Genomic DNA, 13,344 nt, shown 5'->3' with positions numbered 1-13,344 from the left:
CGCCGAACGGGTCAACGAAAACTCCAAATATTTGCAGTTTTCAGTTTGCATACTACAAATTATTGGAGTAGTATTCGGCTGTGATTCACTTTCTTGCACATAGTAACTCACATGAACACAAAGCCAAAAGCATATGGGCCGCGCAGTGTGGCCAAGGAAAAGCCGGTGCAGATGCGGCTTGTGTCGGAAGAGCGCCGCGAATTTGAGCGCTTGTGCCGGGAACAAGGTGGTTCGGAAAGCAGCATTGCCCGCGCCATTTACCTTGCCGGCCTGCCGGTATGGCTGGCCCAGCAGCAACAGCAAGCCGCCGCATGAATGCACTGTAGTCGATTCGGCGCATAAGCAGCACCACCAGACAGGAGAATTTCCGGTGAGCCCTTCCACGACAGATCAACAACGCATTGCGCAGATTCCGCCCCACGCCACGCTGCTGGCCTTTTGCGGGGTGGATTCAGAAGCCAGGGTGCGTCAATGCGGCAAGCTGTTCAGCGCCGCCATCCGGGTTTTGCTGACCGGAAAACCGGGCGCTTGCGGTATATCGAGGATAAGGAACTCAATGCAGTAATTGCCTGCGCATGCCGCCCGCTGCGCGATGCGATAGAGCTGGCATTTTATACCGGCCAACGTCCGTCCGATGTGCTGAAAATCATGCGCAGTGATGTACGCGATGGCGCACTGTGGGTTCGGCAGAACAAGACCAAGACACCGTTACGCATTGAGCTTACTGGTGAACTGCTGGAGCTGGTGATCCGGATGACCACCGAAATGCCAACTTTGAAGCCAGGCATGGTGAGATCTGGCCACTTGGTGCAAACCGAAAATGGCCAGGCGCTGACCTATGGCAGCCTGCGCACCCGTTTCAGTAAAGCATGCTTGGCTGCTGGGGTGAAGGACTTCCAGTTCCGTGACATCCGGGCAAAAAGCGCAACGGATACCGAGGAAATCAGCGGATTCGGACACGCCCAGCGGCTATTGGGCCACAAGAGTCGGAGCATGACCGAGCACTACGTTAAAGACCGCATTGGCTACCGTGTCAGCCCTACCCCAAAACAGCTAAAAACACCTTCTAAAAAGAAGTAAGCACCCCGCGCCAGATAAGGATTTCAGCCCTTTCTCAGCAACATCGATTTAGAATTTTTGGGTAGTTAACTGCATGAATTCAATAAGTAATCGGGATATCTTGTAATCAGGGGGTCGCGAGTTCGATTCCTGCCGCCGGCACCATATTCCACGGGCCTTGTAGAGATACAAGGCCCGTTTTGCATTTCCGCAATTAAAGATCATTTCCGCAAAATTCCCAACAAGCCCACCTCGCGTGGGCTTTTTCATGGAAAGTGCATAACAAGGCTTCACCGACGTCTCCCAGTATTGAGCAGCACGTGACCTTAGAGTCCAATCAACCACATACGGAGATTAGACATGAAGAAACGATTCACCGAAGAACAGATCATGGCCGTTCTCAAGCATGTAAAAAAAGCCAAGGTTCAAACTTGGCTTTTTTTGATTTCATCTACAAGCAACCAGCTGTTACAGCTTAAATCGGGCCGTAATATCCTGCAGATTATGAGAGAGTGCGCTCAGTTGCGCGGAGGTGGTTGCAAGCTCCTCTACCGTGGCACTGTTTTCTTCGGCCATCTGCGAGACACGCTCCATATTTTGCGCCAGGCTTTGGCTGGCAATTCGTTGCTCGCCCAGTGATCCGGTGATATTCGCGATGCTGCGCTCGATTGCGTGGGTGCTATTACCAATGCGTTCGATTGTTTGTGACGCCAGCTCGGTGCTGCTGGATACGGCATTTACGCTTTCCAGGCTGGCATCCATGCTGCCAACCACCCGTGTCACACCATGCTGAATGGAGTTGATCATCTGGGTGATTTCCTGTGCGGATGATGTTGTGCGCTCAGCAAGTTTGCGTACTTCATCGGCCACGACGGCAAAACCCCGGCCCATTTCTCCAGCGCGAGCCGCCTCAATGGCCGCGTTCAGGGCCAGCAGATTGGTCTGGTCGGCCACATCGCGGATAACCGTGACAATGCTGCCGATTTGCTGCACCTCGCCACTCAGCGAATTCATTTGCGCGGATGTGCCACTTACTGCGCGGGTAACATCCTGAATACGCGCCACTGAGTCGATGACCTCTTTGCCGCCATCTCTTGCCAGGCTGCCAGTTTCGCAGGATTGGCGGGTTGCTTCGTCAGAGTTGTCGGCAACATGGTTGATGCTGACGGTAAGCTGCTCGATGGTGGCGGCGGCTTCGGCCGTCGCTTCAGCCTGATGTTGCGCTCCGCTGGCAACCTGTTCGGCCATGCTGGATAGCTCGCGGGCCGAGTCCGAAACATTGTGAGCATTCAGCTGGATAGCCTGCACGATGCCACGCAGGCCACTACGCATTTCCTGAACACCTCTGGCGATTTGCAGGGCCTCATCGCGGGCAGCGGGAATATTTTCATCACTACCAGACAAATCGCCATCACGGATTCTTTGTACGAGTTGCGCAGATTTCTGCAGCGGCACAGTGATAAGTCTGGCAATAAACAAGGCACTGCCAAGGGCAAGCGCCAAGGCGATGCCAGCCACCGTCAACATACTCACTACGGCCTGATGGTAGGCGGCATTGGCGTCCTGCATGGCCTTCTGCATCAATCCCTCCTGGAAGTCAGCAAACTCCTTTAAGTTGGCCATGAACGCATTGTTGGCTGGTGCGATTTTCTGTTTGACAACATCAGCCGCCTCTGTGGTTTTATGGCTGCGAATCAATGGATAGGCCTGTTCCAGCGCTGCGGTCAGTGCACGATTTTTCTCTTGCATTTCGGCAAATAGCTCCTTGCCTTTTGCCGTCGACAATAATTGTTCTACTTTGGCCATATCAGCGTTTTTTGCAGCATCAAGGCTGCTGACCTTCGCCAGGTACTCTTCAGTGTCGCCTGCACTGAAGATAACGGCATTGCGTATCTGCCGGCCAATATCCAGTGATTTAACGGTTATGCTGTTGGTGAGTGCAATCTTGGGATAGCGATCCTGCGTCATGTCGACAATTTTGCTGTTTATGGTTTGCATATTGCCAAGAGCAGCCGCCAGCAAAACCAACAGCAGCACAATGATGAATGAAAAGCTCCCCAGCAGCTTTTGCCGTACAGTGAATCTACTCAGCATAACTCCCCCGTTTCGAATTTTTGTTAATGCCAAGCGGGCCAGCTCACGCTAACTACACTTTAAAACAACTGCGCATGATGCCCGTCATAGTTACAGCAGACCTGTACTGTTTAATAGTTGACAAAACATATAGCAGCAAGTGATACGACTCCACAGTGTCGTGGCGGGAAGCATGCCCGCACCCGAGATGCAGTGACAAATCCCGAACCAAGACCTGCCAGCCTGCGACGATACCAACGCCAAGATAAGACTAGTCTTTCTTATTCATTTTTATGATTAGCAATGTGTTATTTCTTGTTTATTGAGAATAAGGCCTGCTTGATATAGTCGCCGCAGGCCGCCAGATGGCGGCAAGACATCACGACAAAAACAGCCAGGAGTACATTGTGAAACGATTTGCCATTGCCGCCCTGCTCGCCTCCCTGCTGCCCGGCCTTGCCGGCGCAGAAGACCTTGCCAAGATCAAATCCGCCGGGGTGATCCGCGTGGGTACCGAAGGCACGTATGCCCCCTTCACCTACCACGACGCCAGCGGCAAGTTGGTGGGCTTTGATGTGGAAATCGCCCAGGCTGTGGCCGCCAGGCTGGGGGTGAAAGCTGAATTCATCGAAGGCAAATGGGATGGCCTGATTGCCGGCCTGGATGCCAACCGCTACGACGCCGTGGCCAACGAGGTATCGATTACCGATGCGCGCAAGGCCAAGTACGACTTCTCCAGCGCTTATATCGCCTCCAAGGCCGCGCTGATCGTTAACGGCAACAGCAGCATCAAGAGCTTTGCCGACCTCAAGGGCAAAAAATCCGCCAATACCCTGACCAGCAATTTTGGCAAGCTGGCGCAGTCCTTCGGGGCGGAAGTGGTGCCGGTACAAGGCTTTAACGATTCGCTGGAGCTGCTGGCCTCTGGCCGGGTGGATGCCACCATCAACGACAGCTTGTCCTTTCTGGATTACAAAAAGCACCAGCCCCACTCCAAGCTGAAGATTGCCGCCACCGAAAAAGACGCCGACTTCTCCGGCATCATTTTCCGCAAGGGCAACCCGCAGTTGCAGGCCGCCATCAACAAGGCTCTGGCCGATATCAAGGCGGACGGCAGCTACCAGAAAATTTCCTTCAAATACTTTGGCGAGGACGTGTCGCACTAAGCGCCACCCCCTCGCACGGTGTGCCAGCTTGCCCCGCGCTGCGGGGCAATTTTGTTGGCGCACCACACGCTATGAAAGGAAATGAGGCATGCCTGAATGGTTGAAACTGATGGTGGAGTCGTTGCCGCCACTGCTGTATGCAGGGCTGGTTTTCACCGTGCCGCTTACCCTGCTGTCCTTTGCCTGTGGCCTGTCGCTGGGCTTTGTCACCGCGCTGGTCCGCCTGTATGGCCCGAAAACGCTGGCTGATGGCTTCCGTTTTTATGTGTGGCTGATCCGCGGTACGCCGCTGCTGGTGCAGCTGTTCCTGATTTTCTACGGTCTGCCCAAGGCCGGCATCGTGTTCGACCCGCTGCCGGCAGCGGTGATCGGCTTTTCGCTGAATGTGGGGGCCTATACCTCGGAGGTCATCCGCGCCGCGCTGCTGGCCGTGCCGCGCGGGCAATGGGAAGCCGCCTACTCCATCGGCCTGACCTGGGCGCAGGCCATGCGCCGCACCATCCTGCCGCAGGCCAGCCGGGTGGCGGTGCCACCACTGGCCAATACCTTTATCTCGCTGATCAAGGACACCTCGCTGGCCGCGGTGCTGACTGTGCCGGAAATTTTCCAGGCGGCGCAGCGCATTGCCTCGGTCACGTATGAACCGCTGATTCTGTATACCGAAACCGCGTTGATCTACCTGCTGTTCAGCTCGGTACTGTCTACCGGACAACAAAAGCTGGAAGCACGCTTTGGCCAACACCTGCATCAGGCCCAGGAGACGAAATGATTGAACTTCGCCATATCGACAAGCACTTTGGCAGCCAGCATGTGCTGAAGCAGGTGTCATTGCAGGTGGCCGCAGGCCAGGTTACTGCGCTGATCGGCCCTTCCGGCAGTGGAAAAAGCACCCTGCTGCGTTGCATCAACCTGCTGGAAACCCCCACGGCAGGTCAGCTGACGGTGGGCGAGGCCAGCCTGAACTTTACCCCTGGTCAGGCACAGCCCAGCCGGCAGGACATTCACCACCTGCGCCTGCAAACCGGCATGGTGTTCCAGAATTTCCAGCTGTTTCCACACCGCACTGCGCTGGAAAACGTGATGGAAGGCCTGCTGATCGTGAAAAAGTGGCCGCGCGCCCAGGCCGAAGCGCGGGCGCGCGAACTGTTGCAACAGGTGGGCATGGCACACAAGGCCGATGCCTGGCCCGGCACCCTGTCCGGTGGCCAGCAGCAACGGGTGGCCATTGCCCGTGCGCTGGCGCAATCGCCCGGCCTGCTGCTGTGTGACGAACCCACCTCGGCGCTAGACCCGGAACTGGCCAGCGAAGTGGTGGCCGTGCTGCGCGAACTGGCCGCCAACAAGATAACCATGCTGATTGCCACGCACGACCTGCGCCTTGCCGCCACCCTGGCCGATACCGTGGTGTTTCTGGAAGATGGCCAGATCGTGGAACAAGGCAGCAGCCGCCAGCTGTTCCTGCAACCACAAAACCCGCGTACTGCCAGCTATGTGTCCACACTGAAAGAAGGTTTGCCCGAAGCCTGGCAAGCCTGATCCAGCGCTGCCCGGCAAGACAAAGGCGTCCGCCATGAGGGGACGCCTTTGTTACATCAACGACTGGCGGGTTCAGAACACCGGCACCACTGCACCCTGATAGCGCTGGTCGATGAACTGGCGCACTTCCTCGGTAGACAGTGCCGCCACCAGTTTCTTCAGTGCCGGGCTGCTGCGATTGTCCTCGCGCGCCACGATGATATTGGCGTAGGGCGACTGGCTGCCTTCGCTGAACAGCGCATCGCGCTTGGGTTTGAGTCCGCCTTGCAGCGCGTAGTTGGTATTGATCAGGGCGATGTCTACCTGATCCAGCACCCGTGGCAGGGTGGCCGCTTCCAGCTCCTTGATCTTGAAGTGGTGCGGATTGCCGCTGATATCACGTGCACCGGACAGGATATTGGCCGGGTCTTTCAGGCTGATCAGCCCCTGCTTGTGCAGCAGCAACAGCGCACGGCCGGCATTAGACGGGTCATTGGGAATGGCGATGGTCGCACCGTCCGGCAGCTCGCTGGCCTTGTGGTACTTGTGCGAATACGCGCCAAAAGGCTCGACATGGATGGCCGCCACGGTCACCAGTCGGGTGCCTTTGGACTTGTTGAAGCTATCCAGAAAGGGCTGATGCTGGAAGTAATTGGCGTCGATTTCCTTGCCGGCCACCGCCAGGTTTTCCTGCAGGCCGTTGCTGAACACTTTTACCTTCAGATCAATGCCTTGCTTGACCAGCGCCGGTTTCACATGTTCCAGAATTTCGGCATGCGGCACGGCTTCGGCACCGATGGTGAGTACTTCCGCGTGGGCGGTGAGGCTGGCGGCCAGGCCGAACAATGCCAGCCAGAGTTTTGCGGGTTTCATGCGTATTCTCCTGCAGTGGTGGGAAGGGAAGCTGCCTGCGGTGCTTGGGGTGCCAGCAGGTCGGCATGATGACGGGCAGCCACCTTGGGGTGGGAGCGCAGCCGGCCTTTGAGAAAATTGTCGCCCACCTGGTAAAACAGCGGGTTGGCCGGATCGGCTTCCGGGCCGCGCGCTTCGGCGGCCAGATGCGGCGGCAGCTGCAGCAGCGGGATGGTGGCATCCAGCCGCGGGCCCAGGAAAAAGGCCACCGACAAGCGCTCCTTGCCGGCGGGCGGGCTTTCCACCCGGTGCACGGTGGCGCGCAGATAGCCATTGGACGCCATTTCCAGCGCTTCGCCGATATTGACGATAAAGCTGCCCGGTAGCGACGGCGCGTCAATCCAGCCCTGCTCGGTTTCCACTTGCAGGCCGTCCTGGCTATCGTCTTGCAGCAGCAGAGTGAGGAAGCCGCTGTCCTTGTGCGCGCCCACGCCCTGCCCGGCTGCACCATGCTGGCTGCCGGGATAGCGGATGATTTTCAGATGCTGCACCGGAGCCTCGACAAAGGCATCGTCGAAACTGTCGGCCGGCTGCTGCAGTGCCTCGGCAAAGGCACGCAATAGCAGAATGGACAGCCGGGTGGTTTCCTGCTGCCAGTCCAGCAACACCGGCTTGAGCTGAGGCAATCCCGCCGGCCACTGGTTGGGGCCTTGCAGCCGCCACCACGGTGCTTGCTGTGCCAGATCCGGTCGGGCCGGGCGCTCGGCACCGATATCCAGCTGTTCGCGCCAGTCGGCTGCACCACGGGTCAGCTCCTCCCCGGCACGGGTATAGCCGCGAAAGTGCGGTGAGTGCTCCATGTCGATGGCCAGCTTGTCGGCCGCAGGCAAGGCAAAGAATGCGTGTGACGCCTGCCGCAATGCAGCCACCTTGTCCGCGCCAATACCGTGGCCGACCAGGTAGAAAAAACCGCTGTCGCGGGCGGCAGTGCGCAGCTGCTGCAATAGCTGCTGACGTTGTTGCGGATCACCATCAAGCAGGCTGATGTCGATCACGGGCAAGGTATGGGGGCTGGTCATGGCAACTCCGTTAGCGGCACGCCAAGCGTGCGGATGAAGCTCAAGATATGCCATGCCCATGGTGATGCGAACCAAGAAAAACAGATTTGAATATCAAGCCATTAGCGGCAATGACACCGCGCCTTCAGGCGGCTTCCACACTGCCGCCCAGATAAAAGCGGTGTACGTCCTCGCGGCTGGCCAGCTCGGCCGCACTGCCGGACAGCGCCACATGGCCGTTTTCCAGCAGATAGGCCTGATGGCTGTAGTGCAAGGCCAGGTTGGCGTTTTGCTCGGCCAGCAGAAAACTGACGCCCTCCTGCTGGTTCAGCGCCTGCAGTATTTCAAAAATCTCCTCGACGATTTTCGGTGCCAGACCCATCGATGGCTCATCCAGCAGCACCAGGCGGGGCGCCGCCATCAGTGCGCGGCCTATCGCCACCATTTGTTGCTCGCCGCCCGAGGTATAGCCAGCCTGCGCGCGCCGCCGTTCTTTCAGGCGCGGAAAATACTGGTAGATGCGCTCCAGATCCTGCTGCAGGGCCGCGCGGCTGGGCTTGCGTACAAAGCCCCCGGTCAGCAGGTTTTCCTCGACGGTCAGATGGGCAAAGCAGTGCCGGCCTTCCAGCACCTGCACCAGCCCTTGCTGCACCAGTTGGTGCGGCGCGGTGTGGCTGACATCCTGCCCGTCGTAAATGATGCGCCCTTGCTGCAGGCAGCCGCGCTCGGCCGCCACCAGCCCGGCAATGGCCTTGAGCGTGGTGCTCTTGCCCGCGCCATTGGCACCCAGCAAGGCTACGATCTGGCCCTGCTCCACCTGCAAGGACACACTGCCCAGCGCCAGAATGGCCTGGTTGTACACCACCTGAATGCCTTCCACCTGCAATAAGGGCTGGCTCATGATTCAACTCCGCAATCAGTCAAAAAGCTGGGTGACAAAAAACCCGGCGCAGCAAGCCGCGCCGGGCAGGTCTTGCTTCAGAAAATCACGACTCCTTGCTGCAATCGCGCGGGGTGATGCCCTTTTCCTTGGCGTACTTGTGCGAGGAATCCTCGATGATGGGGCGCAGCAGCTTGCGGTCGGCCTGTACCCACGGTGAAATCACCTTCCACTGCTGGCCATCCCACTGCTGGAAGCGCACCGCACCGCCGCCTTCGTGGTCGGTGCAACTCAGCTGCAGCGGCTGCAGCAGGCCCAGTGCGCCCACTTCCTTCAGCCGCTTGTCGTCAAAACGCAGATGCTCGAAGCCCCAGCGCACCTGCTCGCCGGTCAGCGGCTTTTTGCCAAATTTGGCTTGCGCCAGCCGTACCGCCTCCACGTTCAGGATGCCGTTGACCACGCCCAGGTTGTAATACACCGTGCCAAAGCGCTTGGCGTCGGCCAGATTGCCCTTGCCGGCATCCAGCACGGTTTTCTTGATGCCTTGCAGCACCGGGAACTGGGTGCCGGACGGATGGGTGGTAATCGAAATAAAACCCTTGGCAGCCGCACCGGCCGGCGCGGCGTCTTCTTCCGAGTTGCTCCAGATATTGCCGATGATGTGGTCAGCCGGATAACCAGTTTTTTGTGCGGTTTTCAACGCCACCGGGTTCATCACGCCCCAGCCACGAAGAATCACCCAATCCGGTTTTTGCTGGCGGATGGTCAGCCATTGCGACTGCTGCTCGTTGCCCGGATGCGGCACTTCCAGCGATACCAGCTGGAAGCCGTATTTCTTCGACAACAGCTCCAGGATGGGGTTGGTTTCCTTGCCATACGGCGAGCCGTGGTAAAGCACGGCAATCTTCTTGCCCTTCAGCTTGGCGAGGCCGCCAGACTTCTGGCCGATGTAATTGATGATGGCCGACACCTCGGAATACGGATTCAGCTGCAGCGGGAACACATAGGGAAACACGCTGCCGTCGGTAGAGTCGGTACGGCCATGGTTGATGGTGATCAGCGGCAGCTTGTCGGCGGTGGAGCGCTCCAGCGTGGCGTAGGCAATGCCCACCGACAGCGGGTTGGTGGCGGCAGCCGGTGCGCCGTTCAGGCCTTTTTTCAGGCGCTCGTAGCACTCCACCCCTTTTTCCACCACATATTCGGTTTCGCACTCGCTCCAGCTCAGCTTGACGCCGTTCACGCCGCCTTCCTTGGTATTCACGTACTGCAGGTAATCGATGAAGCCACCAAAAAAGCCGGTGCCGCCAGCCGCATACGGCCCCACGCGGTAGCTTTGCAGCGGGAAATACTGTTCGCCTGCGGCCTGGGCCGTGGCCGAGACAGCCGCCAGCCCCAGAGCCAGTACGACCGCCCCTTTCAGTGTGTGCAGATGATTTTTCATTATGTGAAACTCCCTGGTTCAATAGACGAAACTGCTAACGGAAACAACAAGGTAAAACGGGTCAGAAACGCAGTGGCCACAGCCGGGTGCGGGCGCGCCAGCTTTGCCACAGGCGGGCCAGGCCTTCCGGCTCCTTGATCAGGAACAGGATGATCAGCACGCCGAAGATGATTTTTTGCAGGTTTTCCAGCTGGCCGGCCGGCAGCAGGCCGCTCAGATAAGTGCTGGACAAGATGGACAGCACAATGGGCAGCAGCACGATGAAGGCCGCCCCCAGGAAATTGCCCAGAATGCTGCCCATACCCCCAAGAATGATGATGAACAGCACCTGGAAGGAGCGGCTGAGGTCGAAGCCGTGCGGCTCCACCGTGCCCAGATAGGTAAACGCCCACAGGGAACCGGCCACCCCCAGGATGAAGGAGCTGATGGCAAAGGCCAGCAATTTGGTGCGCAGGATGGGGATGCCGATCACTGCGGCGGCGGTATCCATGTCGCGCACCGCCATCCAGTTGCGCCCCAGGCTGCTGCGTACCAGATTGGCCGTCAGTACAAACAAGGGCAGCACCACGATCAGCGTCAGCAGGTAACGCCCGGCCGGGCTGCCAAAATCGTGACCGGCCACCAGCAAGGGGGGCGCGCTGATGACGCCGGATTCGTTGCCATTGGAAAACCAGGCAAACTTGGTGAGCAGCCATTCGACAAAAAACTGTGCTGCCAGGGTGGCGACCAGCAGATAAAAGCCCTTGATGCGCAGGCTGGGCAGGCCAAACACCACCCCCACCGCCGCGGCCACCACGCCACCGGCGACAAAGCTGAGCAATAGCGGCAGGCCTGGCAGGCGCAATTGCAAGTTGTAACTGGCAAACGCCCCCACCGCCATGAAAGCGGCCGAACCCAGTGACAGCTGGCCGGCATAGCCGGTGAGCACATTCAGCCCCAGCCCGGCCAGCGACAGCACCAGAAAGGGAATCAGAATGGCGCTGAACCAGTAGTCGTTGCCGATGAGCGGCAGCAGGCCGAAGGCCAGCGCCAGCAAGGCCCACAGCGCGGCACGCTGCTGCCACAGCCGCAATGCGCGGCCATCTTGCCGGTAGCGGGTGCTGAATTGCCCGGATTCCTGATAGAACATGCCTCTTCTCCTTACACCCGCTCGATGGCGCGCTCACCAAACAACCCCGCCGGACGCAGCAGCAAGAACAGCAGCGCCAGCACATAGGGGAACCAGTTTTCAATGCCACCGCTGAGCAATGGCCCCAGATACACTTCTGCCAGTTTTTCGCTGGCACCCACAATCAGCCCGCCGACAATGGCTCCGCCTATCGAGGTAAAGCCGCCGATGATCAGCACCGGCAAGGCCTTGAGCACAATCAGTGACAAGGAAAACTGCACCCCCAGCCGTGCACCCCACAACAGGCCGGCCACCAGCCCCACCAGCCCGGCCACCGCCCACACCAGTACCCACATGCGCTGCAGGCGGATGCCCACCGCCAACGCGGCCAGCTGGTCGTCCGCCACCGCGCGCAGCGACAGGCCGATGCGGGTCTTGTTGAACAGCAAGGACAGCAGCAACACCAGAAGCCCGGCGCTGCCGGCGGCAAACAGGTCGAAGCGCGACAGCATCAGCCCGCCCAGTTCCAGCGGCGTGTCCTCGATGCCCAGATCCAGCCCGTGCACCTGCGCGCCCCACAGCGCCTGGGCCACGCCTTCCACCACATAGCTCAGCCCCAGCGTGGCCATGAACAGGGTGATGGGTGGCCGGTTCACCAGATGACGCAGCACCAGCCGCTCCAGCAACAGCGCCAGCAGCAGCATGGACAGCAGGCTCAGCACAAAGGCCAACCAGAACGGCAGGCCGCGCTCCAGCAGGCTGACAAAGGTGAGCGCGGCAAACAGCACCATCGAGCCCTGGGCAAAATTGAATACGCCGCTGGCCTTGTAGATCAGCACGAAGCCGATGGCCACCAGCGAGTACATCACCCCGGCCAGCAAGCCGCCGAGCAGTACTTCCAGAAAAAAAGTCATGACAGGCTCCCGCGCCGGATTGCCGGCGCAAAGCGTCCCCCGCCCGCAGCACAGCGTGGCGGGCCGGACAAGGAATGGCTCAGGAAATGGACGTCAGTGGCGCTGCTGGCCGAGATAGGCAGCAATCACCTCTGGCAAGGCGCGCACCTCGGCCGGGGGGCCATCGCCGATCTTGCGGCCGTAGTCCAGCACCACCACGTGGTCGGACAGCTCCATCACCACGCCGATATCGTGTTCGATCAGCACGATGGTGGTGCCAAAGGCCTGATTCACTTCACGGATGAACTGGCTCATTTCACGCTTCTCTTCACGATTCATCCCGGCCATGGGCTCGTCCAGCAGCAGCAGGCGCGGCCGGGCCGCCAGGGCCCGCCCCAGCTCCACCCGTTTTTGCAGGCCATAGGGCAGCTGCCCCACCAGGCTGTGACGCCAGGGCTGCAGGCGCAGGAAGGCAATCACCTCCTCCGCCACTGCGCGCTGGGCTTCTTCATCGGCCACGGCACGGCCCAGACGGAAAGCCTGTTCCAGCCAGCTGCTGCGGCTGGCCAGGTTGCGCCCGGTCAGGATGTTGTCCAGCACGCTCATGCCCTTGAACAGCGCAATGTTCTGGAAGGTGCGGGCGATGCCCTGCACCGCTGCCGCATGCGGCTGCATGGACTGACGTGCGTGGCCGGCAAAGCGGATTTCGCCCTGCTGCGGCTGGTACACGCCATTGATGACATTCAGCAGCGAGCTCTTGCCCGCACCATTGGGGCCGATCAAGGCGCAGATTTCTCCTTCGGCCACGTCAAAGCCGATGTCGGTCACCGCCTTGACGCCCTTGAAGCTGAGGGAGATGTGCGCCAGGCTCAGCAAGGGAGCTGCCGTCGCGCTCATGGTGTTGTTTCCTGTTTCATGGTTTAGGCACCCAGCGGCGGGGTGTCGGCCTGCAGCCATTGCCGCGTGCCGGTTTCCGGTTCGGCTGGTAGCTGTCGCTGCTGCCACTCGGCGCTATCCGGCCAGTTGCGCACTTCCACGCCAAGCGCGGCAAAGAAGTGGCGGGTGTTTTCTGCCAGCGGCGCACCCAGTAGCAGCGGCACCCGCGCTACGTTGATTGCCCACAATCTGGACCGCCACTGGCGCAATGCCCGCGTGCACACCCTGCACGACCCGGTGCGCTGGAAGTACTTCCACATCGGCAACTACTACCTGAATCACATTGCGCCGCCGCGCCATCCGTGGAACTGACCATCACCCGGCTGCCGGTGGCGGCCGGGATTGCCATCACGCCAAACAGGA

15 protein-coding genes are annotated in these 13,344 nt (G+C 59.5%); 6 read left to right on the top strand and 9 right to left on the bottom strand.

Going from position 1 to position 13,344, the window contains the following annotated elements; translation table 11 throughout:
• Positions 1 to 165 precede the first annotated feature (165 nt).
• Positions 166 to 315 (top strand): hypothetical protein, encoded by a 150-nt coding sequence (locus tag DBR44_RS00380; RefSeq protein ID WP_199730937.1) that lies wholly within the window; start codon positions 166 to 168, stop codon positions 313 to 315.
• Positions 316 to 471: 156 nt separating this feature from the next.
• Positions 472 to 1,080, top strand: a complete 609-nt coding sequence (locus DBR44_RS00375; RefSeq protein WP_124640950.1) for a tyrosine-type recombinase/integrase — start codon at positions 472 to 474, stop codon at positions 1,078 to 1,080.
• A gap of 447 nt (positions 1,081 to 1,527) precedes the next feature.
• On the opposite strand, the gene DBR44_RS00370 is transcribed toward DBR44_RS00375, so the two are convergent.
• The gene (locus DBR44_RS00370) at positions 1,528 to 3,153 is read right to left on the bottom strand and encodes a methyl-accepting chemotaxis protein (protein ID WP_124640948.1); all 1,626 of its coding nucleotides are present in this window, start codon (positions 3,151 to 3,153) and stop codon (positions 1,528 to 1,530) included.
• 386 nt (positions 3,154 to 3,539) lie between these two features.
• Here DBR44_RS00370 and DBR44_RS00365 point away from each other — a divergent pair, with 386 nt between their 5' ends.
• The 3 genes from DBR44_RS00365 to DBR44_RS00355 all read left to right on the top strand — a co-directional run bounded on the left by DBR44_RS00365 (position 3,540) and on the right by DBR44_RS00355 (position 5,834).
• Positions 3,540 to 4,298, top strand: coding sequence for an amino acid ABC transporter substrate-binding protein (locus DBR44_RS00365; protein ID WP_233578243.1), 759 nt, complete (start codon positions 3,540 to 3,542; stop codon positions 4,296 to 4,298).
• An 88-nt stretch (positions 4,299 to 4,386) separates the two neighbouring features.
• A complete protein-coding gene (locus DBR44_RS00360) occupies positions 4,387 to 5,067 on the top strand; it encodes an amino acid ABC transporter permease (protein ID WP_124640944.1) in 681 nt (226 codons plus the stop codon).
• Positions 5,064 to 5,834, top strand: coding sequence for an amino acid ABC transporter ATP-binding protein (locus tag DBR44_RS00355; RefSeq protein ID WP_124640942.1), 771 nt, complete (start codon positions 5,064 to 5,066; stop codon positions 5,832 to 5,834). Before DBR44_RS00360 ends, DBR44_RS00355 begins: the two co-directional genes overlap by 4 nt.
• 72 nt (positions 5,835 to 5,906) lie before the next feature.
• On the opposite strand, the gene DBR44_RS00350 is transcribed toward DBR44_RS00355, so the two are convergent.
• The 8 genes from DBR44_RS00350 to DBR44_RS00315 form a co-directional block, all read right to left on the bottom strand.
• Entirely contained in the window at positions 5,907 to 6,686 is a 780-nt protein-coding gene (locus tag DBR44_RS00350; protein WP_124640940.1) for a MetQ/NlpA family ABC transporter substrate-binding protein, read from the bottom strand.
• Complete coding sequence (locus tag DBR44_RS00345) at positions 6,683 to 7,744, bottom strand: isopenicillin N synthase family oxygenase (RefSeq protein WP_124640937.1); 1,062 nt, start codon at positions 7,742 to 7,744, stop codon at positions 6,683 to 6,685. Before DBR44_RS00345 ends, DBR44_RS00350 begins: the two co-directional genes overlap by 4 nt.
• A gap of 124 nt (positions 7,745 to 7,868) precedes the next feature.
• Positions 7,869 to 8,624, bottom strand: a complete 756-nt coding sequence (locus DBR44_RS00340; RefSeq protein WP_124640935.1) for an ABC transporter ATP-binding protein — start codon at positions 8,622 to 8,624, stop codon at positions 7,869 to 7,871.
• 85 nt (positions 8,625 to 8,709) lie between these two features.
• A complete protein-coding gene (locus DBR44_RS00335; protein WP_124640933.1) occupies positions 8,710 to 10,044 on the bottom strand; it encodes an ABC transporter substrate-binding protein in 1,335 nt (444 codons plus the stop codon).
• Between the two features lie 61 nt (positions 10,045 to 10,105).
• Positions 10,106 to 11,173 carry a branched-chain amino acid ABC transporter permease gene (locus DBR44_RS00330; protein ID WP_124640931.1) on the bottom strand — a complete coding sequence of 356 codons (1,068 nt, stop codon included), beginning with the start codon at positions 11,171 to 11,173 and terminating at the stop codon, positions 10,106 to 10,108.
• 11 nt (positions 11,174 to 11,184) lie between these two features.
• Entirely contained in the window at positions 11,185 to 12,066 is an 882-nt protein-coding gene (locus tag DBR44_RS00325) for a branched-chain amino acid ABC transporter permease (RefSeq protein WP_124640929.1), read from the bottom strand.
• 93 nt (positions 12,067 to 12,159) lie between these two features.
• Positions 12,160 to 12,942 (bottom strand): ABC transporter ATP-binding protein, encoded by a 783-nt coding sequence (locus DBR44_RS00320; RefSeq protein ID WP_124640927.1) that lies wholly within the window; start codon positions 12,940 to 12,942, stop codon positions 12,160 to 12,162.
• Between the two features lie 23 nt (positions 12,943 to 12,965).
• Positions 12,966 to 13,169: a hypothetical protein gene (locus DBR44_RS00315; protein WP_124640925.1), complete on the bottom strand. Its 204-nt coding sequence runs from the start codon at positions 13,167 to 13,169 to the stop codon at positions 12,966 to 12,968.
• On the opposite strand from DBR44_RS00315, the gene DBR44_RS00310 reads away from it, so the two are divergent.
• Positions 13,156 to 13,293 (top strand): hypothetical protein, encoded by a 138-nt coding sequence (locus DBR44_RS00310; RefSeq protein WP_199730936.1) that lies wholly within the window; start codon positions 13,156 to 13,158, stop codon positions 13,291 to 13,293. The genes DBR44_RS00315 and DBR44_RS00310 overlap by 14 nt on opposite strands.
• Positions 13,294 to 13,344 lie beyond the last annotated feature (51 nt).

Source organism: Aquitalea sp. FJL05 (assembly GCF_003852595.1).
GTDB classification, from domain to species: Bacteria; Pseudomonadota; Gammaproteobacteria; order Burkholderiales; family Chromobacteriaceae; genus Aquitalea; species Aquitalea aquatilis.
The sequence above is the reverse complement of the archived record's forward strand: the minus strand, read 5'-3'. Positions and strand labels throughout refer to the sequence as shown.